The 24,509-nt window shown below is 71.8% G+C and carries 11 protein-coding genes and 2 tRNA genes; 5 read left to right on the top strand and 8 right to left on the bottom strand.

All coding sequences use genetic code 11. The features are described 5' to 3' along the window. Nucleotide 1 precedes the first annotated feature (1 nt). A complete protein-coding gene (locus ACWFRJ_RS34910) occupies nt 2-724 on the top strand; it encodes a DUF3566 domain-containing protein (RefSeq protein WP_453540293.1) in 723 nt (240 codons plus the stop codon). Nucleotides 725-993: 269 nt separating this feature from the next. Next, a tRNA-Ile gene (locus ACWFRJ_RS34905) sits at nt 994-1,067 on the top strand. 97 nt (nt 1,068-1,164) lie between these two features. On the opposite strand, the gene ACWFRJ_RS34900 is transcribed toward ACWFRJ_RS34905, so the two are convergent. Then, the gene (locus tag ACWFRJ_RS34900) at nt 1,165-1,494 is read right to left on the bottom strand and encodes a DUF6344 domain-containing protein (protein WP_389902720.1); all 330 of its coding nucleotides are present in this window, start codon (nt 1,492-1,494) and stop codon (nt 1,165-1,167) included. A 338-nt stretch (nt 1,495-1,832) separates the two neighbouring features. On the opposite strand from ACWFRJ_RS34900, the gene ACWFRJ_RS34895 reads away from it, so the two are divergent. After that, the gene (locus ACWFRJ_RS34895) at nt 1,833-1,961 is read left to right on the top strand and encodes a DLW-39 family protein (protein ID WP_003999697.1); all 129 of its coding nucleotides are present in this window, start codon (nt 1,833-1,835) and stop codon (nt 1,959-1,961) included. A gap of 186 nt (nt 1,962-2,147) precedes the next feature. Continuing rightward, entirely contained in the window at nt 2,148-3,470 is a 1,323-nt protein-coding gene (locus ACWFRJ_RS34890) for a hypothetical protein (RefSeq protein WP_453540887.1), read from the top strand. 32 nt (nt 3,471-3,502) lie between these two features. Here ACWFRJ_RS34890 and ACWFRJ_RS34885 read toward each other — a convergent pair whose 3' ends face one another. Together ACWFRJ_RS34885 and ACWFRJ_RS34880 are read right to left on the bottom strand one after the other, a co-directional pair. Continuing rightward, nucleotides 3,503-4,936 (bottom strand): serine/threonine-protein kinase, encoded by a 1,434-nt coding sequence (locus ACWFRJ_RS34885; RefSeq protein WP_453540289.1) that lies wholly within the window; start codon nt 4,934-4,936, stop codon nt 3,503-3,505. A 49-nt stretch (nt 4,937-4,985) separates the two neighbouring features. Further along, on the bottom strand, nt 4,986-5,534 hold the full coding sequence (locus tag ACWFRJ_RS34880) for a helix-turn-helix domain-containing protein (RefSeq protein ID WP_160506124.1): 549 nt from the start codon (nt 5,532-5,534) through the stop codon (nt 4,986-4,988). A gap of 182 nt (nt 5,535-5,716) precedes the next feature. Here ACWFRJ_RS34880 and ACWFRJ_RS34875 point away from each other — a divergent pair. Next, a tRNA-Ala gene (locus ACWFRJ_RS34875) sits at nt 5,717-5,789 on the top strand. Between the two features lie 57 nt (nt 5,790-5,846). Here ACWFRJ_RS34875 and ACWFRJ_RS34870 read toward each other — a convergent pair. From ACWFRJ_RS34870 to ACWFRJ_RS34850, 5 genes are all read right to left on the bottom strand, one after another. Continuing rightward, a complete protein-coding gene (locus ACWFRJ_RS34870) occupies nt 5,847-7,280 on the bottom strand; it encodes an MFS transporter (protein ID WP_453540286.1) in 1,434 nt (477 codons plus the stop codon). Next, a complete protein-coding gene (locus ACWFRJ_RS34865) occupies nt 7,277-8,404 on the bottom strand; it encodes an alpha/beta fold hydrolase (protein ID WP_453540283.1) in 1,128 nt (375 codons plus the stop codon). The genes ACWFRJ_RS34870 and ACWFRJ_RS34865 overlap by 4 nt, the downstream gene beginning before the upstream one ends. Then, nucleotides 8,401-10,893: a thioester reductase domain-containing protein gene (locus ACWFRJ_RS34860; protein WP_453540280.1), complete on the bottom strand. Its 2,493-nt coding sequence runs from the start codon at nt 10,891-10,893 to the stop codon at nt 8,401-8,403. Before ACWFRJ_RS34860 ends, ACWFRJ_RS34865 begins: the two co-directional genes overlap by 4 nt. After that, nucleotides 10,886-19,213: an HAD-IIIC family phosphatase gene (locus tag ACWFRJ_RS34855; protein WP_453540277.1), complete on the bottom strand. Its 8,328-nt coding sequence runs from the start codon at nt 19,211-19,213 to the stop codon at nt 10,886-10,888. The genes ACWFRJ_RS34860 and ACWFRJ_RS34855 overlap by 8 nt, the downstream gene beginning before the upstream one ends. A 10-nt stretch (nt 19,214-19,223) precedes the next feature. After that, nucleotides 19,224-24,509 (bottom strand): SDR family NAD(P)-dependent oxidoreductase (locus ACWFRJ_RS34850; protein WP_453540274.1); only part of this gene is annotated, 5,286 nt, incomplete at its 5' end.

Genomic DNA, 24,509 nt, shown 5'->3' with positions numbered 1-24,509 from the left:
CGTGAGTGGATCCACGGGCGCCGGAGCGAGTGGAACCGGCCAATCCGCCGGTACAGACGGTGTCCGTGGCTCCGCCACTGATTCTCAAGACTCGCATGAGTCCCGTGGATCCCAGGGGGGAACCGTGACCGACACCCGAGGGCCGCAGTCGGCTCAGTCAGCGCAGTACGGCGGGTCCTACGAAGGTGGCGCCCAAGGGTCCCAGGGGGCCACAGGCGCACTGCCCGGAGAGCGGCAGCCCCAGCAGTCCCAGCAGCAGGGAGGCCAGGCGTACCACCCGCCGCAGGCCTATCAGCAGGGCTCCCAGACGGGTTCCGTGCGCAGGCCGCGGACCGGGGCACGCACGACGCCCCGTACGCGCAAGGCGCGGCTGCGGGTCGCCAAGGCCGACCCGTGGTCGGTGATGAAGGTCAGCTTCCTGCTCTCCATCGCACTCGGCATCTGCACGATCGTCGCGGCTTCCGTGCTGTGGATGGTCATGGACGCCATGGGTGTCTTCTCGACGGTGGGCGGCACGATCTCGGAGGCGACGGGCTCGAACGAGTCCAACGGCTTCGACCTGCAGTCCTTCCTGTCGCTGCCGCGCGTCCTGATGTTCACGACGATCATCGCGGTCATCGACGTGGTCCTCGCCACGGCGCTCGCGACGCTCGGCGCCTTCATCTACAACCTCTCCGCGGGCTTCGTGGGCGGCGTCGAGCTGACGCTGGCCGAGGACGAGTAGTACTTACCGCTGCTCGCTTCAGCTCTTCAGTTCTTCAGCTCTTTCTCGCTTCCTCCTTTCCTCGCTTCCTTAGGTCTACGTAGTCCAGGGTCTCGCCCGCACGGGGTGGGGCCCTGTTCTGCTTCCCGGCCCCCTCCCACGGCCGCATGTTCCCGGCCGATCCGGTCCCGCAGGGCCCGTCCGGGGCCTGCGGGGGTATCGATTTTGGGACTGGCCCGCACGTGCGCTAATCTTCAGAGGTCAGCGCGCGGGACATACCGCAGCGCGGCGGGGCTATAGCTCAGTTGGTTAGAGCGCATCCCTGATAAGGATGAGGCCACAGGTTCAAATCCTGTTAGCCCCACAGACACGAAGAAGACCCCCAGCCCGTATCGGCTGGGGGTCTTCTTCGTGTCTGTGGGGCCCCTGGGGGACGACGGCCGAGTCGGCCGGGGCCGTGACTACGGCTCTGCGGCGAGCCCGCCCGGATGGGCCTCGGCCTCGACGGCCGTCTCCGTGTCGTCAGTGGGGAGGTGGCGGCAGCTGGGGGATGATCCGTGTGCCTCGGCGCGGATGCGCTGCTTCATCGTGGGCGGCAAGGACCGTTCGTACGCCGCTGCCCAGTAGGCCGCCAGTGGTGCCGTCATGGTCGGCGCGCTCTTGCACGTTTCCGTGGCCTGCTGTACCGGCGTGGCCGCCGCTGCCGTCGTGGTGAATCCAAGCGTGGCGAAGAGTGCGAGGAAGGCGGTGATGAGCGTGGTCCACAGCTTCATGGCCTTGGTGCCGGTCATGGCGTCTCACTTTCGGGTTGGGCGATTTGCGTACTTTCCTCATGATGTGTATGCGGGGCCGAGAGTGGGGGACCGACGCTCGTGGCGCGTCGATGTTCAGATGAACACCACCCGGATGGCCGCAAAGGGCCCCTGAGGGGCCCGGGAGGGGTCTGGGTGAGGTCAGGAGCGGCAAAACCCTCGGCGGGTCGTGAGGCGCCAAAGGGGCGGCGATGCCCGATTCGACTGCTGTGTTCGGGGCGGGAGTTGGGGTGGATCCAGGTCACCGATCGGTATCGGTCGGTGTGTATAGTCGGGCGCCAAGAGGTCCCTTACGTCAAGAAAGACGAGGTCGCGCGGTGAAGAAGCTTCTCCTGGTCGCACTGGCCGCCATCGGCGGGCTCCTCGTGTACCGCCAGATCCAGGCGGATCGCGCCGAGCAGGATCTGTGGACGGAGGCGACTGACTCCGTGCCCACGGGTTCGTGAGTACAGACAACAGTCTCTTCACAGGGCCCCGGCCGCTTCTGCGGTCGGGGCCCTGTGCTGTCCGGACGTCTCCGGACTCTGATCTTTGCGCACGCAAGCTATTGCCTTGCGTGGGCAAAGGCTGTCGAGTATCCACACGGACATGAGTGGCCGTGGCGGCTGGTTCGTCGGGGAGGGGTGCACGTGATGGGGCGGCTGCGCAGAGGCCGGGCGACGCTGGCCGCGGGAGCGGCGCTGTGCGCATTGATGGCGTTGCCGGGACAGGCCGCGGCGGCCGGAGCACCTGGCCCGTACGTCTTCGCCGACCGGGCCGTACCGGTCGAAGGCGCGAAGAGCAGCATGGGCAGCGCGAAACTCACGCCCGGGTCGACGTACAAGAGCTCCCTCGCGCGCGGGGACAAGCTCTACTACCAGCTTCAACTCGACGCCAGAGAGACCGTGTACGTCTCCGCCACCGCCGTTCCCGGGCTCGACGCCCATGTCGTCTACGGGGATGGCGTGAAGGTGTCCTTGCAGGACGCGAACGGCAACAACTGCAACTCCCAGGACGCGCGATTCGGTACGTCGCAGAGCCCGCGGCCCATCACCGCCTGGGCGGTACGCGAGGTGGGCCCCACCGAGAACAGGTGCAAGTCGGCCGGAACGTACTACGCGGTGGTCGAGCGGAACACCCGGCCCGGATCCAGCACGGAGACGTGGGACACGGAGCTCCGGGTCGTCTCGGAGCCCGGGGTCGCCAAGGGCGCCTCCACGACGCCGCCCGAGTCGTGGAACTCCGCCTCGCCCACGCCTCCCGGCGGTGAGCGCAAGGAACGCAAGGGCGGTACGGGCTTCAATGACGCCCGGGCGCTGCGGACGGGTGTCTGGGGCGACCGGATCGAGCCCGGCCAGACACTCTTCTACCGTGTGCCGGTCGACTGGGGGCAGCAGATCTCCGCCAGTGCCGAGCTGGGCGGCGCGAGCGGGGGGCAGGGCGATTTCGTGACGTCGGCGTTCGTCATGTCACTGTCCAATCCGGTGCGCGCCCGCATCGACGACGCCGACGCGGCGTACGACGGCAAACAGAAATCGACCGCGCTGGAACCGCTGGCCCCCGTCGCGTACGAGAACCGCTACTCCCCCATCGACGGCGTGGCCGGAACGCGGTTCGCCGGGTGGTACTACCTCTCGGTCCATCTCAATCCACAGGTCGCCCGGCAGTTCGGCGAGGGGCCGCTGGATCTGACGCTGCGGGTGAACGTCGACGGCACCGCGAAGGCGGGGCCCGCGTACGAGGGGACGGCGCGGCCCGCCGACCAGTTCAGCGTCACCGGCCAGGACAAGGACGCCGCGGCGCGGGGCGGGACGGCTGCCGGGGACAGTGGTGGGGACGGCGGGGAGAGCGGCAGCGGCAACGGGGACGTCATGAAGGTGGTCGCCGCCGGTGGGTTCGGGGCTGGGACCGTGCTGCTCGCGGTCCTGGGCGTGTGGACGCTGATCGGGCGGCGACGGGCTGCTGGTCAGGTCTGACTCAGGTCTGGCTGGTCTGGCCCTGGTCTGGCTCAGACCTGGGTCAGGGCCCAGAAGCCCAGCGCGAAGCACGCCAGCGCGGCCAGGAGCATCGGGATCGCCACTTTCGGGGGCGGTCCCGGTCGTTTCTTCTGCCGATGCTGAACGGGCCGGCTCTGGAGCGGGGCCTGAGAAACCTGAGGGGCCTGCGGGGCGTGAGCGGTGTACGGGTAAGTGGGGGCGGATACGCGGTGAACCGAGGCCGTGACGGAGTGTGATTGCTCGTGCGCGGGTAGATACATGGGGGCAACCTGCGCCGCCACCTGAACTGGGGCCGGCGCCGGAATGTGGTGGGGGGAGGGGACATGCGGGGACTGAGCGGGGAGCGGGGGTGGCGTCGTCGGCTCCTGCGGCGGAGGCGGTGGTGGTGGTGTTGCTTGCTGGGGCTGGGGCTGGGGCTGGGGCTGGGGTTGTACGTGTTGTACCGGCTGCCCCGATGGCGGCGTGCCCTGCGGCTGCTGAGCCGGCGGGAAGCTTCCCGTCTGCGGCGCGGAGAGGGGCGGCGGCGGAACGGAAGGGGGAGCGAAGACCGGCTGCGGCGGGGTCGCGAGAGGGCCGTCGGGGCCGAACCCCTGCGGGAGCGGACCGAGTTGATCGAAGATCTCGACGATCTCGTCGTCGGGCCCCGGCTCGGGCAGCAGCTCGACGGCCGACGTCAACGCCTTGCGCGCACCCGTGGCGGTGCGGAACCGTGCGTGCGGATCCGGCTGGAGAAGCGTGGAGACGACCTGCCACAGCGGCTCAGGCATGCCCTGCGGCGCCCCAGGCGTGCCGTGCGCGGCGAAATGCTCGATCAGGGCCTTGGCGTCCGGCTTGGCGCCTTCCAGCAGATACAGGGCCACCAGGCCGACGGCGAAGAGGTCGGCGGTGAAGTCCGGCTCGGCGCCCATCATTTGCTCGGGCGCGAAGTAGCCGGGCGTCCCCACCACATAGTTCGTCTCGGTCAGCCGTGGCTCGCCAAGGCGCATCGAGATGCCGAAGTCGGAGAGCCGCAGATGCGGACGCGCGATGCCGGTGGCCTCGAGCAGGATGTTGGCGGGCTTGATGTCACGGTGCACGACCCCCTCGGCGTGCACCGCGGCGAGACCGGAGAGCAGCTGATCCAGGAGCGTGCAGACCAGGCGGGGCGGCAGCGGGCCGTAGTCCCCGATCACATGAGCCAGCGAGCCGCCGGCGACCAGGGCCATGGTGAACAGGACCTTGTCGTCGTCGGCGGCCCAACTGGCGGGCGCGAGCACATGAGGGTGGTCGATCCGGAGCGCCTGCTCCCGAACGAAGCGCAACAGCGCGTGCGCGTCACTCTGTTGCAGGACCTTGGCGGCGACATACCGGCGCCGCCGGTGGTCCCAGGCGCGCCAGACCGCTCCGACTCCCCCGCGTCCGACCGGGTCGACGAGTTCGTAGCGGCCGGCGAAGATCTCACCCATGGTCGCGCATTGCTCCCCCTCCGGGCCGCCCGGTGGCCCGGCCGACGGCTCAGTTCTGGTGCGCCTCGTAGTGGGCGACCGCGTCCGCGGTGCGTCCGGCGCCGTACACCCGGAGGAACTCTGCCAGTTCCGGGTGGGTCGGGGCGAGGGAGTCCGCGGCATCTATGATGTCGCCCGCCGCCGCGACGGAGCGCAGCAGTGACTGGATCTCGCGCACCACACGCTTCACCGTGGGCGCACCCGAACTCGTCGTCGACTGCGAGGTGTTCGTCAGGACGGAGCCGCCCTGGGACTTCTTGATCTCGTCCATGCGGTCGGTGGCCTCGGCGGCGCTCACACTGCCGTCGGCGACCTGGCCCGCCAGCTCCTGAAGGAGCTGGACGCGCTGGACGACCGCGGGATTTCCGATCTTCGCGCGCTGCCCGCTCATCAGCTGGGACAACATGGGCGCGGACAGACCGAGGACGCCGGCTAGGCGTGCCTGGTTGAGGCCCAGATCATCGATGAGACGACGGAAGAGCGCCCCCAGCGGCTCCCCGTACCAGTTCCGCTGGAGCTCTCGTGCTCTCGCGGTCGTCTCTTGTTGTGCGGCGTCCATTGCGTCTCCCCATCGCTTCCCCAAAAACCGTGGTTCGCTGCCGCGAACCACGCCGAGCATCTTACGGAGCGTGGTCGTTCACCGGGACCCCCAATCCTTTTGCGAGATCCGGGGGGTGACCCGGTACTCTGGTCTCCGTTGCCCACCGGAGCGAGATCCTTCCGGCTGGGTGCACCGTTTTCGGGGCCTTAGCTCAGTTGGTAGAGCGCTGCCTTTGCAAGGCAGATGTCAGGAGTTCGAATCTCCTAGGCTCCACAATCAAATGCCCTCTTACCTGCGGAAACGAAGGTAAGAGGGCATTTTTTGTGCCCATCAGAGGGCGCGGGCTCGACTTCGCGGAAGCGCTTCACCTTGCCTGCCTCGGCGCATGAGGAGTATCGACAAGACACCGATCACCGCCGCGAACAAGGTGGTGCCGATCGTGATGGCGGCGAATCCCTGACGGGAAGCGTGGGCGGCGCTGCCCACGAAGCTGGCGAACAGCGAGCCGAACAGTGACACCGCGATGGCCTCGCTGCCGAGCCGAACGGTATTGATCCATCCTGCCCCCATGCCCGCCTCCTTCTCCGGCACCTGCGCCAAGGCCTCACCGTCCACCAGACCGGCCTGCAGGCCGAATCCGACGCCGACGATCACCATCGGCAGCGCCATCCACGCAAGGCCCGGCCCGGCACCCACGCCCGTCAGTACCAGTCCCACGACCAGCAGGGCGATGCTCCACGTCATGATCTTGTCCACGGCTGCTCCCCGGGCGGCCAGCTGCCCGGCGATCAGCGGCGCGACCAGTACGGGCACGGTCAGGAACATCAGGAACGCGCCGCTCGCCCCCGGGGAGAAGCCGTAGGCGCCCTGGAGGAAGACCGGCAGGTACGCGACCGCGTTGGTGAAGGTGAAGGAAGCCACGGCGACCACCAGCGTGATGCCGGAGAAGCGCCGGCTGCGCAGTGTGCGCAGGCTCAGCAGAGGGCTTGGCGCGGTGGATTCACGCCAGACGAAGAGCCCGTAACAGGCGGTACCGGCAGCCGTGCAGAGCAGGAAGGGGAGCGACGCCCACCCTGTGGCCGAACCGAGGGCCAGCCCGCCGAGCACCAGGGTGGTCGCCGCACAGAAGAGCACGGCTCCCGCCACATCGATCCGGGCCGCATGCCTCTTCTCGTGGTCGGCAGCCCGTCGGATCAGCGGCATGCCGGCGCAGGCGACGATCAGGCAGACCAGTTGGAGTCCGTAGACGAGCCGCCAGCCGGCGATCTGGGTCAACAGACCGCACAGGGTCGGGCCGAAGGCCAGGGACAGGCCGGCGACCGACCCCAGCAGGGCGAACGCACGGGTTCGGCGTTCGCCCTCGAAATGGGACGACACCACCGCGGTACCCACCGAGAAGACGGCCCCCGCCCCGGCCCCCGCCACCAGCCGGGCCGAGTCCAGGATCAGGTAGTCCGTCGCGACCAGACTGAGCGCGGATCCGGCGCCGAACGTCAGCAGTCCGGTCATCAGGGCCCGCCAACGCCCGATGATGTCCGCGACAGAGCCCCAGACGAGGGTCGAGCAGGCGAAGGTCAGGTTGTAGCCGTTGAGGACCCACTGCTCGCCGGTCGGCGACCTTCCCAGGTCGTCCGCGATGTCGCCCAGGGACACGGCCGTTCCGGACACCGACAAGGGGACGGTGAAGATGGCGAGCAGGATGACGGGCATCACCAGGCGTGCACCGGGCGCCGCGGCGCCCGGGCGCCCGTCGGTGGATGTCATCGAGTTCCACTGCCCGTTCCCGCGCCGGCCTGCTTCGGCGGGGCGGACCGGCACTCGTCGAGGAAGTCCACGATGTGGCCGAACACGTCCAGCGCCGCGTTGCGGCCGATGAACGCGTCGAGGTGGCCGTAGCCCGGCACCTCCACGTAGCGGACGTCCATCTCCGGGTACCGGCGCGACAGGACGTCGCGGCAGATCTCGTTGGAGTCGTACCAGAAGCGGTTGTCACTGCCGGACAGCAGCATCAGCGGTGTCTCGAACGTGCCCGCGTTGTCGAGGGCGTTCTTCGGCAAGGCGTCGTACCGGCCGTCGGAGTCGTTGTACCGCATCATCGTGTGGGCCAGTTCGATGCTGCGCAGATGCGGCAGGATCCACATCGGCACCGTGCCGTACAGGTCGGCCAGGCGGTCGTGGGTGATCTGGTGGAGATTGTCGTGCTCGAAGAGCGAACCGCCCACGCCCCACGAGTCGTTGTGCAGAATCTGGCAGTTGGGATCCTTGCACTCGGCGCCCAGCGAGACTTCCGCGAAGATCAGTGAGTGTTTCGACCAGAGGCCCACCTTCTTGAAGTCGGTGGGGATGTTGACGAAGCTCGACCGGAGCAGCTCCCCGCCGAAGTGCAGACGCGCTCGTGTCTTCCAGGACATCTTCGGCGTGAGGAACACTCCCTGCGCAACGACGCCGGAGAGGCCGGGCACCAGGCCCGCCGCCATGCTCAGTGACAGGCACATCGCCCCGATGCAGTGCGCGACGGCCAGCAGCCGGCGCCCTCCGATCCGCTCCCTGATCAGCGCCACCGCCTCGGGGATGTCGTAGAGCGCCACGTCGTCGAAGGTGTAGCGCACCCGGCCCTCGTTGTACGGCAGGCGGCAGCTGCCGCGCCAGTCGAGCAGCCAGGGCTCGTATCCCGCGTCGAGCAGGACGTCGACCAGGTTGCGGGTCTCGGGCAGGGTGAACATGTCCGCCGAGGCCGTGAGGCCGTGCAGGACCAGCACGGCAGGACGGTCGGTGGAGCCGTCCTCGGGGGCGACCCGGCACAGGCCGAGCTCGGTGCCGTCGGAGGCGGTGAAGGGAATCTCCTCGACCCGGTCCCCGAGTGCGTGGTGGAGGGGCCTCAGCGTCATCGGGTCTGCTCCCTTTTGATCATCAGCTTCCTGATCTTGCGTTGCAACTTGTCCTTGTCCCGGTCGATCGCGTCCCTGCGCAGGTCGAGGAGTTCGGCGGCGACCCGCAGGGACGGCTCCGCGAGTCCCATGCCCACCTGCACGAAGAACCACGACAGCCAGGCCAGCTTGGCGAGCCGCTGCTCCTGCGACGACAGCCTCGGGTCGACCCGGATCCCGTCGATCTGGTCCGGGACGTAGGTCTTGCCCGGCACCTTGACGACGCCGGCCAGGCTCGCCGGCTCGTCCTCACGCCCGATGGTGACGTCGATGGTCCGGGTCTGCTTCCAGAAGTCGCGGCTGGCGCGGGCCGTCTTCCACCCCTCCAGCCACCAGCGGCCGCCGTCCCGGTCCACCAGGATCAGGCGATAGCGCAACAGCGGGTGATCGCTGCCGTGCCGCAGCGGGACGCCCTCGTCGGGGCGGACCCAGATCTCGCCCGCCTCCACCGTCAGCGGCTGCGGGTGCAGGCGCTCGCAGGTCACCTCGCCCCGGACGTCGATCTTCCGGTGCCGTACGACCTGGTACATGCTCGCGATGGACAGCGTGAGGGCCATCCGGCACTTGGTGTCGCGGTCCTCCCCGATCGGTCCCAGATGGCCCTTCGTCCGCTCGCGGAACGACAGATAGGGCGGGTCCTCACGGCTGGGCAGCCGTGCCACGCCGTCCTTCGCCATCCGCTCGAAGGCCTTCAGCTGGGCCTGTGCGCCGTACCGTTCCGCCATCGGCAGCCGGTGCCGTGTCACGAATCTCTCGGTGCGCTCCGACCCGGCCTCGGGGCCGAACATCAGCGCCTCGAACAGCTTCATCGCGGTGGGGCTGCGCAGGATGCGTATCAGGAAGTCGAGTTCGGGCACCGGCTCGGCCGCATGGCGCCGGAGCAGATCGTCGCGCCAGTCCCGCCAGTTGGCCACCCGTACGTTCATGCCGGCCAGCTTCATGTCCTTGACCAGCTCCGGCAGTGTCTCCGCGCGGCCGGTCAAGTTGTAGTTCTGGCCCCAGGCCTGGGGGTCGAACACCACCGCGGCCGCCACCTTGCTGATCCAGTCCACCGGCGCCAGGTTCATGAACTTGAAGGCCGGGACGGCCCGGTACCGGGAGAACGCACCTATCAGGCCGGTGCTGAGGTCGCGCGGGTTGTACACGCCGGTACGAGTGTGTCCGCCGATCGCGCCCGGGCGCAGGAAGGTCGCGGTCAGGCCGTGCTCGCGGGCCCGCCGCAGCACGGCCTCGGCGGCCCACTTCGACTTGTCGTAGCCCGCGAAGAGACGGTCGATATGGGCGACCGGGTCGTCCTCGCCCATACTCTCGATGCCGACCTCGTTGAACACGGCGACCGACGAGACATGGTGCAGCGGCTTGGTGCGTCCCGTCATCGCCAGCTCCGCGAGGACCAGCGGGCCGAGCACATTGGTCTGGCGCAGAGAGGGATAGCCACGCAGGAAGTCGACCGCGGCGGCGACGTTGACGATCGAGTCGATCTCCTGGGCCAGGCCCTCCCAGGCCTCCTCCGACAGGCCGAGGCGCGGCCGCCTGAGGTCCGCCGCGAGCACGGTGACCCGCCGCCGGACCTCGGCGGACCAGGGCTGGTCAAAGCTCGCCAGAGCTTCGGCGAGGCGTCGTTCGGCAGCGGCGTCGTCCGCCGCGCGCACCAGGCACACCACATGTGCGTCCCCCTGCCGCAGCAGGTCGAGCAGGAGGTGGCTGCCGAGGTAGCCGGTGGCGCCGGTGAGCAGGATGCGGCGCGGCGGCACGGGCTCGGCCTGATGGCTGAACGGCAGCCGGTCGGCGAGCGCGAGGTCGGCCAGGATCATCTGCAGGTCCTCGTTCACCCCGTCGGCCGTCCCGCGGACGACGACCGGCTCGATCGCCGGTGAGGCCTTGGACGACGGCGCGTTCGGCGCGGTGCCGGGTGCCGTGGTGCCGGGTGCCGCGGTGTCCGGCACCGCGGTGGGCAGCCCCGCCGCCGCGGCCCAGCGCTGCGCGATGCGGCGGGGCCGTGCGTCCGCGAAGACGTCGTCCAGCGTCACCCGTACGTCCAGCTCCCTGGCCAGGACCGCGACCAGTTCGACCGCGTCGACCGACGACAGACCGGCGTCGAAGAGGTCCGTCTCGGTGTCGGCCGTGCTCCCCGGCAGGAATCGGCCGACGCGGGCGACGATCTCCGCGGCGACCTCGGCGACACCGCGGGTCCCCGCCGCGTCGGCTACGGCCGGCTGCGGGACGTGGGACGCCGCCCGCGGGGCTGCGGGCGCGGACTGCGGGGTGGCGGGTGCGGACTGCTGGGCGGCGGGCGCGGACTGGGGGGCGGTGGGCGCGGGCGTACCGCGGAAGCGCGCGAGGAGGTCGGAGGCCTGGGCCCGGCCCGGTCCGCGCCGTTCGATCACCTCCTCCTCGGGACGACGGTTGACACTCTTGTTGCGGCTGGTGCCGCTACCCGCCTCAGGCATTGCTGTCCTCCGCTGCGTTTTCGGATCCGAGGTCCCAGGAACGGAACTCCCGGAGTTGCGCCAATGCCACCGCTGCTTCGAGGCGCGGGGCCTCCACGTCGCCGCCGCCCAGGCGGGAAACCAGGCGTCGTGCGGGAATGTTGCGGGGCGTGTTGTCGGCGACGAGGCGCACCGTGCCGCATCCGTGGGCCTCTGCCCGGTCGGCCAGCCACTGCAGCAGCCGGTCCTCCACTCCACGGCCGAGCACCCGGCAGCTCATCATCCAGGCGACCACTTCGAGCGCGTCCCCGTCCGCCGTGACGGCCAGGACGCCGATCTGCCCGTACGCGCCGAACCGGTCACGCGCGGTGGCCGTCCACACCTCGCCGTCCTTCTCCAGCCGCTCCAGTTCGGCGGCGTCCAGGGGGCGGGGCCTCAGGTTGAACTGGTTGGTGCGCCTGCTCAGTTGAATCGTGCGCTCGGCGGTCTCCTCCGACACGGGCTCGATGTCGAGTTCGAGCTGGAGGTTCTCCAGAAACTCGGCGAAGCCCAGCTGGGCGCGGGCTCCGTCGCGCACCTGCTCCTCCCGGTAGAACTCGGCCCGGGCGGCATCCTCCGCCGTCGCCGCCCGCGGCACCATCGGCCACAACCGGCTCACCAACTGGCCGAGTTCGGCCTCACTCGGGCAGGTCACACACAGCACCTCGGGCAACTGGGCGCGCACTCCGGCGATTTCCACCGGGTTGTCGTCGAGGAACAGGAAACTGTCGAGACCGAGCCGCAGGTCCTCGGCGATCTTCACGATGCGCGTCCACTTCGGCTCCCACGCCGCGGAGATCGCGGCGAAGTGCTCCCGGCGCAGCGGGCTGTCCGGCCGGTCGAGGATGCGGTGCACCGTCTCCTCGTCGTTGTTGGAGACCAGGGCGAGGAGCACTCCTGCCTCCCGCCACTGCAGCAGTCGCCGGGCGAGCAGGGCACGGGCTCCGGTGAAGTCGACGTGGTCGGGGCCGATCTCGCCCGCGACGCCGCTCCACAGCGTCTCGTCCCCGTCGACGACGATCACCTTGGGCGCCCGACGGCGGATGTTCCACAGGGTGTCGGCGAGCCGCAGCGCCACGACCGCCTGGAACTCGTCCTGGAACGGCAGGTGCGCCATGTCGTCGGTTTGCGCGTCGAACACGTCGTCCGCCGGGTAGTCGTCGTCCTGCCACGTGTCCGACGGCAGTACGGCGATGCCCGGCCGGTCCACGAGTTCCGCCGTCACCTGTCGTTCCCAGGCGCGCAGGCGCTCGTCGTCGGAGCGCTCCGGCAGGAAGGCCACGACGAGCGGGGTGCGGGTGCGCTCGGCGAGGGCGCGCAGGGCAGCCGGGTACTCGTCGGCGAGCTGGGCGAGCAGGTGGCCGTCACCGTCCGCGTCCGCGAAGCGTGTCAGGTCACCGGGACGCAGCAGGACCAGGCCGGCGGCGGTCGACTTCTGGGCAAGCACGCTGCCCGGGTCGTGCAGGCTCGCGAGGACCTGGTGGTAGGGGGCCTCGACCACGGCGAAGGGCCCGCCGTCGACGCCGGCGTCCTCCAGGGCGACCGACAGCATCGCCGGGAGATTGCCGAGGGCGAAGGTTGCCGCCACGGCGATCCGGTCCGCGGGCCGGGGCTCGGGAGCCGCTGCGGGCTCGGGAACCACTGTGGGCTCAGGAACCATTGTGGGCTCAGGAACCACTGAGGCCCCATCAGGTTCGGCGGTCACATGGGGCTCGTGGGCCACGAGGAGGCCTTCCGGTAGCGCGGCCAGGGTGTCGGGGCCGTCGGCGATCGCGGCGGCGAGGGCGAGGCAGCCGCGCGCCAGGTCCGCGCAGCTCGCCTCGTCGAGGATGTCGGCGTTGTACTCGAGGGCGACCTTCCCGAGGCCCGGCATCACCGTGACCATCAGGTCGAGGTCGGAGTAGCCAGTGCCCGCCGGGACGATCCGCAGGCCCTCCGCGGCGCCCGCCTGCGGCGGCATGTAGTTGAAGTAGACCTCGACGAGGGGCGCGTCCTTGCGGTACAGCCCCTCCTCGACGAGGGCGGACATCGCGTCGAAGAACGAGACGCCGCGTTCCAGGACCCGGCTGAGCCGGCTGTCGGTGCGCCGCAGGGTGTCGGCGGCGGTCTCGCCCGCCTCCACCTGGGCGGCGAACGGGATGGGCAGGCCGAAGTACCCGACCGCGTCGAGGGCCGACACGTGCATGCGGGTGTCCACGGGGACCGCCAGGACGAACCTGTTCCGCTCGCGGAGGCGGGCGAGGTGCACCGTAAGGACTCCGAGCCAGAAGGCGGCGGGCGTGATGCCGAGGCGGTTCGCCCGGGCCGCCACCTTCTCGTGGAGGTCCTGCGGCAGGTCCGCCAGGTGCATGGCCGAGCGGAACGACCGTTGTGCGGGCCGCGGCCCGGCCAGTTCCAGGTCGAGGCGCCGAGCCCCCACGAAGTCCTCACGCCAGTCGGCCGAGGGCCCCCGGGAGTCCGCCGGGCGCGCGGCCTGCGCCCGCAGCAGCAGGTCGATGTCGCGGTTGGTGACGGCGGCGGGCGGCTCGGCGCCGCAGAGGCCGGCGCCCAGGCCGTGCGCCACCAGCATCAGCGAGGCCAGGTCGGAGACCGCGTGGTGCGCGCCGAACACGAGGACCTGCTCGCCGGACGGGAAGGCGAGCAGCTCGAACCGCCACAGCGGGGCGAGGGCCAGATCGAACGGCGGCTCCATGAGCTCGCGCAGCCGTGCGTCCACGTCGGTGCCCGCGTCCACCGTTGACCAGCGCACCAGTTCGCCGTCGAGGGAGCGCCGCACCTCCAACTGCTGCCCGCCGTCCGCGTCCGGGACGACCGCGGTGCGCAGTGCGGCGTGCCGGGCGGCGAGCGAGGCGACCACCTCGATCAGGCGGTCCGTGGTCGTCGGGGCGTTCAGGCGCACGGCGAGGCCTATGTGGTGCGTGACGCTCGGGGTGCCGTGCTGCTCGGCACGGAGCAGGCGTACGACGTCCCGCGTGGCGGGATGGCGTACGACCTCCGCGACCTCCTCGGCGCCCCCGGCGGGCTTCGCGCCGTCGGTGGCGTCCGCGTCGACCGGCTGCCCCGCGCCCCCGATGAGCTGGTCGGCGATGCTCTCGACGCCGGCGCCGTTGAACAGCGAGGCGATCGGCAGGGACTGGCCGAAGTCCGCCTCGATCTGGCTGCGGATCTGCATGGCCATCACGGAGTCGAGGCCCTGGCCGACGAGCGGCGCGACGGTGTCGATCTCCGAGGTGTCGAACCCCATGGCCCCGGCGAACCGGTAGCGCAGCCGGTCGACGACCGCGTCCCGCGAGTCGAGCGCCATGCCCCCGCCCCCGGTGGACGGGCGGTCGGCGCGGGCCACGGTGACGCGGCGGCGCGGCGGGAACAGGCCGACGAGGAGCGGGGGCAGCAGGCCCGGTCCGGTGGTGCGCAGGACGGGCTCGTTGAGGGCGGCGGCGAGGAGCAGCGCGTCGTCGGTGTCCCTGGCGAGCGCGGCGTCCAGGAGCGCGAGCCCCCGGCCGGTGCCGAGGGCGGCGATCCCGCCGCGGTTGATCCGCTCCAGGTCCGCCTCGCCGAGGTGCCCGGTCATGCCGGTGGCCTCCGCCCACAGGCCCCACCCGAGGGAGAGTCCGGGCAGCCCGGTGCGGCGGCGCTCCTGCGCCAGCGCGTCGAGGAACGCGTTCGCGGCGGCGTAACCGCCCTGCCCCGCACTGCCGAGCACACCCGCCAGCGAGGAGAAGACGACGAAGGCGGACAGGTCCGTCCCGGCGGTCAGTTCGTGCAGATGCCAGGCGGCGTCGGTCTTCGGCCGCAGGACGGCGTCCAGGCCTCCCGCATCGATCGACTCGACGACGGCGTCGCGCAGGACGCCCGCGGCGTGCACGACGGCGGTCAGCGGATACTCGTCCGGCACCTCGTGCAGCACCCGCGCCAACTGCTCGCGGTCGGACGCGTCGCAGGCCCGTACGGTGACCCGCGCTCCGGCGGCGGTGAGTTCGTCGCGCAGCGCATCGGCCCCCTCGGCGGCGGGGCCGCGCCGGGACAGCAGGAGCAGGTGCCGGGCGCCGAGGCCGGCGGCGTGCCGGGCCACGTGTGCGCCGAGGCCGCTCGTCCCGCCGGTGATCAGGACGGTACCCGTGCCGAGGGCGGCGGCAGTGTTGTCGGCGGCAGCCGTGGCGTCGGCGGCCGGTTCCGTCGTCCGGCGGCGCAGGGCGGGCACGTACATCTCCCCGTTCCGCAGGGCCAGTTCGTGCAGCCCCGTGCGCAGTGCGCCCCGCACCGTGCCCGCGTCGAGGCTGTCCAGGTCGCCGTCGGCGTCCACGAGGACGACGCGGCCGGGGTTCTCCGCGCGGGCTGCCCGAGCCAGGCCCCACACGGAGGCATGGGCGAGGTTGACGGCGGTACCGGACTCCTCGGCGCCGGTGAGCACGGCGTGGCGGGTCAGCACGACCAGGCGCGCCGAAGCGGGCCGGTCCTGCGCCAGCCACTCCTGCACACCGCGCAGCGCGTCCTGGAGCACCGCCCGCGCACGGGCGGCCTCGTCACCGGCCGCGGTCCCGGCCTCGACGGCCTTCAGAAGCGTCACATCCGACATGTCGGTGCCCGTGCCCGTGCCTGAGTCTGTGTCTGTGTCTGTGTCGGCGTTCAGGGCCGAAGTGCCCTCGCCCGCCGCGTACTGCGACCACTCGACGGACAGCAGCACCTCCGTGCCGCTGTCCGGGGTGGCGAGGTCGCCGGCCGTCACCGGGCGTACGAGGAGCGAGTCGATCCGGGCGACCGGCGCGCCGGACGGGTCTGCCGCCTCCACCGTGAAGGTGTCCGCCCCGGTGGGGGCGATGCGCACGCGCAGCTCGCTCGCGCCGCTGCCGTACAGGGTGACCGTTCCGAAGGAGAAGGGCAGCGGCGTGCGGCCGTCCAGGCCGTCCACCCCCGCGGCCTGCAGTGCCGCGTCGAGGAGGGCGGGGTGCAGGGCGAACCTCTGTGCCTCCTCGGCCTGCCGGCCGGGCAGGGTGACCTGCGCGAGGATCTCGTCGCCGAGCCGCCATACATCGGACAGCCCCTGGAAGGCCGGTCCGTACTCCAGACCCGCGTCGGCCATCGTGTCGTAGTGGTCGGCGGCGTCCAGCCGCTCCGCACCGACCGGCGGCCACGCCGTCCCGTACAGCGGTCCTTCGGTCTCCAAGGCCGTGGCGGCGTCCGTGCCGTCGCTCGTGACGAGTACGGCGCTCGCGTGGTGGGTCCACTCCGCCGTGCCGTCGTACCTACGGGGCCGGGAGTGGACGTCCAACGAGCGACCGGTGCCGTCCGCGGCTCCGATCTGCACCTGCAGGTCGATCTCGCCCTGCTCGGGAAGGGCCAGCGGTGCGTGCAGGGTCAGGTCCCGCAGTACCTCGCAGCCGACTTCGTCGGCTGCTCGGAGGGCGATTTCCACGAAGGCGGTGCCGGGCAGGATGACTGTGCCGAATACGGCGTGGTCTTCCAGCCACGGGTGGGTGGCGCGGGATACGCGTCCGGTGAGTACGACGTCGTCGCCGCCCGCGAGGCGCACGGCCGCGCCGAGCAGCGGATGCCGTACCGCCTCCAGACCGGCGGAGCCGACGTCGGCGGCCGTGGCGGCGGCGGGCTGCCAGTACCGGCGGCGCTGGAAGGCGTAGGTCGGCAGTTCCACCAACTGTCCGCCCGCCACCCACGGCGACCAGTCCACGTCGACGCCCGCGACGAACACCTCGGCCAGGCCGCGCAGCAGTTGGGCCGCTTCAGGTTCGTTGCGGCGGAGTGTGCCGACGGCGGTCACGCCGGTCGTACGACGGTGATCGGCGTACTGCGTCACGGCGCCGAGCAGGACGGGGTGGGGGCTGCTTTCGACGAAGACGCGGTGCCCGGCCTCAAGGAGCTTCTGCAGGGCGGCGTCGAAGCGGACGGTCTCGCGGAGGTTGGTGAACCAGTACTCCGCGTCCATCACCGCGGTGTCGATCGCCTCGCCGTACACCGTCGAGAACAACGGGACCCGACCGCTGCGGGGCTCAATTTCACCGAGTGCGTCGAGGAGTTCGGCCTTGAGGTCTTCGACCTGCGGTGAGTGGGAGGCGTAGTCCACTGCGATACGACGCGCCTGTATGCCGTCCGCCTCACAGCTGGCCTGGAACGCGTCCAGTTCGTCGGGCGCACCGGACACGACGACTTGCTCGGGTCCGTTGACCACCGCGACCTGAAGTCCATCCGTCAGCCGTCCGGTCACCTGCTCCTCGGGAGCCAGCACCGAGACCATGCCGCCGCGTCCGGACAGTCGCAGGATCGCGCGGCTGCGCAGCGCCACCACGCGCGCCGCATCTTCCAGCGTCAGCGCCCCGGCCACGCACGCGGCTGCGATCTCGCCCTGGGAATGCCCGACCACCGCGGCCGGACGCACACCCAACGACTGCCACAGCTCTGCCAGCGACACCATCACCGCGAACAGGACCGGCTGCACCACATCAACGCGCCGAAGGAGTTCCTCATCGCCGTCCCGCACCACTTCCAGCAGCGACCAGCCCTCAACGTAGGGCTCCAGGGCGGCGGCGCACTCCGCCATCCGCGCCGCGAACACCGGCGAGAACTCCAACAACTCCCGGGCCATGCCCACCCACTGCGAACCCTGACCCGGGAACACGAACACCACACCACCAGAGGCACCGGAGGACGCCGCGCGGCCCGTGATGGCACTCGTCGCCGCACGACCGGCAGCCAGCTCCTCCAGTCCAGCGGTCAGTTCAGCCCCGCCATCGCCGAGGACGACGGCCCGGTGCTCAAGGACTGCACGTCCCCCGGTCAGCGTGAATCCCACATCCCGCGGGTCGAGCGCGGACCCCTCGCTGATCCGGGCCAGTAGACGCGTGGCCTGCTCGGCCAGAGCCGCCTCGGTCCGCCCCGACAGCACCCACGGCACGACGCCGTCGCGTACCGGCTCGGCTTCGTCGGCCGATGCCGGCTCCTCGGCGGGCGCGGCCTCCAGGATCACGTGAGCGTTCGTCCCGCTGTAGCCGAAGGACGACACCCCGGCCCGACGGGGACGGTCGTTCTCCGGCCACGTCCTGTTCTCCGTCAGGAGCTTGACCTGGCCTTCGGTCCAGTCGACGTGGTGCGAGGGCTCGTCCACGTGGAGGGTGCGCGGCATCAGGCCGTGGCGCATCGCCTGCACCATCTTGATGATGCCCGCGACACCCGCCGCCGCCTGCGTGTGCCCGATGTTCGACTTGATCGAACCCAGCCACAACGGCTGCTCCTCGTCCCGCCCTTGGCCGTACGTCGCCAGCAGCGCCTGCGCCTCGATCGGGTCGCCGAGGGTCGTGCCCGTGCCGTGTCCCTCGACGACGTCGACGTCGGCCGGCGTCAGTCGCGCACTGGCCAGGGCGTCCTGGATCACCCGCTGCTGCGCGGGGCCGTTGGGGGCCGTCTGGCCGTTGGACGCGCCGTCCTGGTTGACCGCCGTACCGCGGACGACCGCCAGTACCCGGTGGCCGTGGCGCTCGGCGTCGGAGAGCCGCTCCAGGGCCAGCACGGCCACGCCCTCGCCCCAGCCGGTGCCGTCCGCCGCCGTGGCGTACGACTTGCAGCGGCCGTCGGCGGCGAGGCCGCGCTGACGGGAGAACTCGACGAAGACGCCCGGCGTGGACAGCACCGTCACGCCGCCGGCCAGAGCCAGGGTGCACTCGCCGTCACGCAGTGACTGCACCGCCTGGTGGAGCGCGACCAGAGACGACGAGCAGGCGGTGTCGACCGTGACGGCGGGCCCCTGCAGTCCCAGCGCGTACGAGACGCGTCCGGAGACCAGGCTGCCGACGCTGCCGCCGCCGGGGTCGTAGTCGTGGTGGAAGGAACCGGCGAAGACACCGGTGCGGGTGTCCTTGAGGGTCTGCGGGTTGATGCCCGCGCTCTCCAGGGCCTGCCACGAGGCCTCCAGCATCAGGCGCTGCTGCGGGTCCATTCCGTGGGCCTCGCGCGGAGTGATCCCGAAGAACGCCGGATCGAAGTCCGCCGCGTCGTGCAGGAACCCACCGGAGCGGGTGTAGGTCTTGCCGGGGTTGCCCGGTTCCGGGTCGTACAGCGCGTCGACGTCCCAGCCACGGTCGGCCGGGAACGCGCCGATCGCGTCCTCGCCCTTGACGACGACGTCCCACAGGTGGTCCGGGGACGACACGCCGCCGGGCAGCCGGCAGCTCATGCCGACGATTGCCACGGGTTCGCCGCGGCGGCCTTCGAGCGTCTTCAGCCGCCCGCGAGTGGCGTGCAGTTCCTCGGAAACCGCCTTGAGGTATTTCAACAGCTCGTCTTCGGTGGGCATGAACTCACTCTCAACTCGGGTCGGTGGGCGACGCGTCGCCGGAGATGGAGATGTCGCCGGAGATGGAGATACCGAGGCTGTTGGTGACGAAGTCCAGGACTTCCGCCGCGGTCGCGGATTCGAGGCCGGCCGCCGCCGGTTCGTCGGCCTCCGCCACGGACTCTCCGTTCGCCCATGGCTCCGTCAGGCTGCGAACGGCCTCGGCGAGGGCGGCTCGCTGCGCGCCGGTGAGCTCCAGTGCGGCCAGGCTGTTGCCGGCCCTGGTGAGGTCGGCCATGACCCGCTCGTAGCTCGGCTGCTCGGTGTCGGGCGCCGTCGCGGGGGCCGGGACGAGCCGGCCGAGGAGGTGGTCGACCAGGGCGTGCGGGCTCGGGTGGTCGAACACCGCGGTCGCGCTCAGCTTCACGCCGACGCGGTTGTTGATCTTGTTGCGGAGTTCGACGGCGGTCAGCGAGTCGAAGCCCAGGTCGCGGAACGCCCCGTCGGCAGAGACGCCTCGCGGGTCGCTGTGCCCGAGCACCAGAGCGACGTCCGTCAGGACCAGGTCGAGCAGGAGTGTGCGGCGCTGGTCCTCCGGTAGGCCACGCAGCCTGCTCTCCAGGGACTCGGCGGGCGCCGCGGGGGCACTCGCCGCGGCCCGCGGGCTCCGGGCGGGCGCCAGTTCCCGCAGGAGCGGCGGAACGGTGTCCGCGGCGCGCAGCGCGGCTGTGTCGACCCGGACCGGGACGACGTTGGGCAGGGCGCTCACGAGTGCCCGGTCAAAGGCCGCGAGGCCCTCCTCCGTGGAGGTGGGCAGCAGCCCCGTGCGGGCGATCCGGCCGAGGTCGGCGGCGCCGAGCCCGGCCGTCATCGTGCTGGTCTGCGTCCACATGCCCCAGGCGAGGGAGACCGTGGGCCGACCGGCCGCGTGCCGACGGGCGGCGAACGCGTCCAGGAAGGCGTTGGCCGCGGCGTAGTTCGCCTGCCCCGGTGAGCCGAGGACACCGGCGACGGAGGAGAACACCACGAAGGCCGCCAGGTCGGCGTCCGCGGTCAGCTCGTCCAGCGCGCGCACCGCGTCCGCCTTCGGCCGCAGCACGGTGGCCAGCCGCTCCGGCGTCAGGGCTTCCAGGACGCCGTCGTCGAGGACACCGGCCGTGTGCACCACGGCGGTCAGCGGGTGCTCCGCGGGGATGCTCGCGAGGACCTTCGCGAGCTGCTCGCGGTCCGCCGCGTCGCAGGCCACGGACCGCACCCGTACGCCGCTGTCCACCAGGTCCCGGGGCGCCTCGCCGCCGCTGCGGCTGAGCAGCAGGACGTTGCGGACGCCGTGCTCGGCGACGAGCCGCCGCAGGACGAGCTGTCCCAGGGTGCCGCTCGCGCCGGTGACGAGGACGGTGCCGTCCGGGTCGAGTGGACGCGGGATCGTCAGGACCGCCCGGCCGGCGGGCGAGCCCTCGTCCAGCCGGCGGTAGGCCTCGGCCACCGACCGTACGTCGTGGGCGGTGACCGGCAGGGGGTGCAGCGCTCCGGCGTCGAACAGACCGGCGAGTTCGGCGAGGACCGCCTGCCGCCGTGCGGCGTCGGCTTCGCCGGCCGCGGGCCTGCGTCCGCCGGTGGTTACCAACCTGCCCCCGTCGGTGAGCAGCAGGGCGGCCGACGCCTCGGCGCCCGCACTCCCGTGCGGGTCCAGGACGACGTCCAGCCCGGTGGGCACCTTCTTCGCGATGTCACCGGCCTCCGGCTCGGCGAGGTGGGCCTCGTCGAGGCCCAGGCCCCGCAGGGCGTCCCGGTCGCCGAGGGACGCTGTGGCGAACACCTCGGCACCCAGGTGCAGGGCGATCTGGACCGCCGCGAGACCGACGGCACAGGCGCCCGCGTGGATCAGCACCCGCTGTCCGGCCCGCAGCGCGGACTCGTCCACCAGGGCCTGCCAGGCGGTGAGGAACGCCGTCGGCGCCGCCGCGGCCTCGGCGAAGGTCAGGGCCCGCGGTATACGGGCGACCGCCCGGTGGTCGGTCACCGCCGTCCGGCCCAGCGCGCCGCCGTGCGGGACGACGCCCCACACGCGGTCGCCCACGGTCACTCCGGTGACCGCGGTACCGGTCTCCGCCACGATGCCCGCACCCTCGGTGCCGGGCGCCCGGACCCCGCCGGTCAGGTCGCCGTGGCTGATCCCGGCGGCCCGCATCGCCACCCGGATCTCCTCCGGGCCCAGCGGCGCGGCGGGCGCCGGGACGATGGCGAGGCTGTCGGGACCGCCGTCACCGGTCGTTTCGAGGCGCCAGTGGGGGGCGTCGGGCAGCGGAAGCACGGTCGGGGCCGAGCGGACGAGCCGGGGGACGAACACCCGTCCCTCGCGGACGGCGGCCTGCGGTTCGCCGGAGGCTACAGCCGCGGCGACGGCCGAGGCGACGGCGTCGTCCGACCGCACGTCCACATCCACGTCGACGAGCAGCAGCCGCCCGGGGTGTTCGGCCTGGGCCGAGCGCAGCAGGCCCCACACGGCCGCGGTCGCCGGGTCGGGCTGCTCCATGACCGCGCCCCGGGTGACCACGGCCAGCCGGGCACCCTCATCGTCCGCCGACGCCGCCAGGAAGCGCTGCACGCGGTCGAGTACCTCGGCCAGGCGGGTGTGCGTGTCGCCGGGCTCGACGTGCGCGACGGTGACCGCGGGTTCGGGTCCGCCGGCCGGTTCCGCCGCCGGTACGGCGTGCCATCGCAGGCGGAGTCCGCCGTCCCGGTCGGGTGCCGCGGACATGGGCCGGAGCACCAGCGCGTCCACGGTGACGACGGGTCGGCCCGCGGTGTCGACGGCGGTCAGGGACACCGCGCCGTCCCCGGCAGCGGTGAGCCGGACCCGTACCGCGGCAGCGCCGGACGCCTCCATCGTCACGCCCGTCCACGAGAACGGCAGCAGGGGCGTCGCGCCGTCGGCGCCGGAGAGGGACGGCACACCGAGTGTGACGGCGTGCAGGGCCGCGTCGAGCAGCGCCGGGTGGATGCCGAACGTGCCCGGCTGTACGGGCAGTTCGACCTCCGCGTACAGGGCGTCGGCCGTGCGCCGTACGGTACGCAGCCCCTGGAAGACGGGGCCGTAGCCGTAGCCTCGCTCGGCCAGGTCGGCGTAGACACCGTCGACCGGTACCGGCTCGGCGTCGGCGGGCGGCCAGGTCCAGGGGGCGGCCGGATGCGGGGACGCCGTGGACAGCGTGCCGGTCGCGTGCGGGACCAGCGCCTCGGCGCCGGAGGCCGGGGCGGGCGATGAGTGGACGGTGACGGACCGGCGGCCCGCCTCGTCCGGGGCGCCGACGACGACCTGGAGGTAGACGGCGGTGTCGGCCGGCAGGACCAGGGGCGTCTGCAGCGTCAGTTCCTCGACGAGCGGGCAGCCCACCTCGTGGCCCGCGTGCAGGGCCAGGTCGAGGAAGGCGGTGCCGGGCAGCAGCACCGTGCCGCCCATCGCGTGGTCGGCGAGCCAGGGGTGCGCACCGGGCAGTATCCGGCCGGTGAGCACCGCCTGGCCGTCGGCCAGGTACACGGCCGCGCCGAGCAGCGGGTGCCGGACGGCGTTCAGACCGGCGGCCCGGATGCCGGCCGTCGACCCGGACGCGTCCTGCCAGTAGCGCTGTCCCGCGAACGGGTAGCCCGGCAGTTCGGTGCGGCGTCCGTCGGGCAGCAGACGCTCCCACTTCACCGGCGTGCCGGCCACGAACGTCTCGGCGAGCGCTCGGGTGAGCGCGAAGGCTTCCCGCTCGCCGGACTTGAGGGCCGCCACGGCGACGAACCCGTCGTCGCCGAGGGTGTCGTCGAGGGTGGCGTGCACCATCGGGGTCACCACCGCCTCGGGTCCGACCTCCAGGTAGGCGGTGACCCCCTGGCGGGCCAGGCTCCGTACGCCGTCGGCGAAGCGGACGGCGCTGCGGACGTGCTCCACCCAGTACTGCGGGGTGCACAGGCGCTCGGCGCCGACGGGGCCGCCGGTGACGTTCGACACCACGGGGATCCGCGGGGCCTTGAACTCAAGGCCGGAGAGCACGTCGGCGAACTCGTCGAGCATCGCGTCCATGCGGTGCGAGTGGAACGCGTGCGAGACGGAGAGGCGGCGCACCCGGTGCCCGGCGGCCCGGAAGTGCTCGGCGACGGCGACCGCGGCGGCCTCGTCGCCCGAGACGACCACGGCCCGCGGCCCGTTGACCGCGGCGATCCCCACGGCGTCCGCCAGGGAGGCCTGCTCGATGTACGCCTCGGCCTCCTGCTCGTCGACGGCGATCGCCACCATCGCCCCGCCCTCCGGCAGGGCCTGCATCAGTCGGCCGCGCGCCGCCACGAGGGCGCACGCGTCGCCCAGCGAGAGCACGTCTGCCGCATACGCCGCGGTGATCTCGCCCAGGGAGTGACCCATCACGTGGTCGGGCGTCACCCCCCACGTCCTGAGCAGTTCGAGGAGCGCGACCTCCAATGCGAACAGGCCGGTCTGGGCGTACATGCTCTGCCGGAGGAGTGCGGCCGACGGCGAGTCCTCGGCTGCGAACACGACGTCCCGCAGCGGGAGTTCCGCGTGCCCTTCGAGGTGCGCGTCCACGGCGGCGCACACGGTGTCGAACGCCTCGGCGTAGACCGGGTAGCGCTCGTACAGTTCACGGCCCATGCCGACCCGCTGCGAGCCCTGGCCGGAGAAGACCAGCGCGAGCCCGGCCGTTCCGGCGGCGGACGCGGCGCCGGCCACGGCGGCGGGCGCTTCCTCGCCCCGGGCGAGGGCCGTCAGCGCGCCGGTCAGTTCCTCGCGTCCCGCGCCCAGGACCACGGCCCGGTGCTCCATCAGTGCCCGGCCCGTGGCCAGGGTGTATCCGACGTCCCGGAGGTCGAGGTTGGGGTCGTCGGTGATCCGCGCGAGCAGCCGTGCGGCTTGCCTCCGTACGCCGGTGGGTGTCTTCGCCGACAGAGCCCAGGGGATCATCGGCGCTTCCGTCGCCGGCTCGCGGTCCGGGGTCGTGTCGTCCTCGGGCGCCGCTTCCAGGATCACGTGCGCGTTGGTGCCGCTGATGCCGAAGGACGAGACCGCCGAGCGGCGTGGCCGCCCCAGATCCGGCCACTCCTGGTGCGCCGTCAGGAGGCTGACGGCGCCGGATTCCCAGTCGACGTGGTGGGAGGGGGTGGTGGCGTGGAGGGTGCGCGGCATGATGCCGTGGTGCATGGCCTGCACCATTTTGATGATGCCGGCGACACCGGCTGCTGCCTGTGTGTGTCCGATGTTGGACTTGATCGAGCCCAGCCACAGCGGTTGGTTGTCGTCGCGTCCTTGGCCGTATGTGGC

This window comes from Streptomyces sp. NPDC055239, from assembly GCF_053606205.1.
Note: the sequence above shows the minus strand (reverse complement) of the source record. Positions and strands in the feature narration are given on the sequence as shown.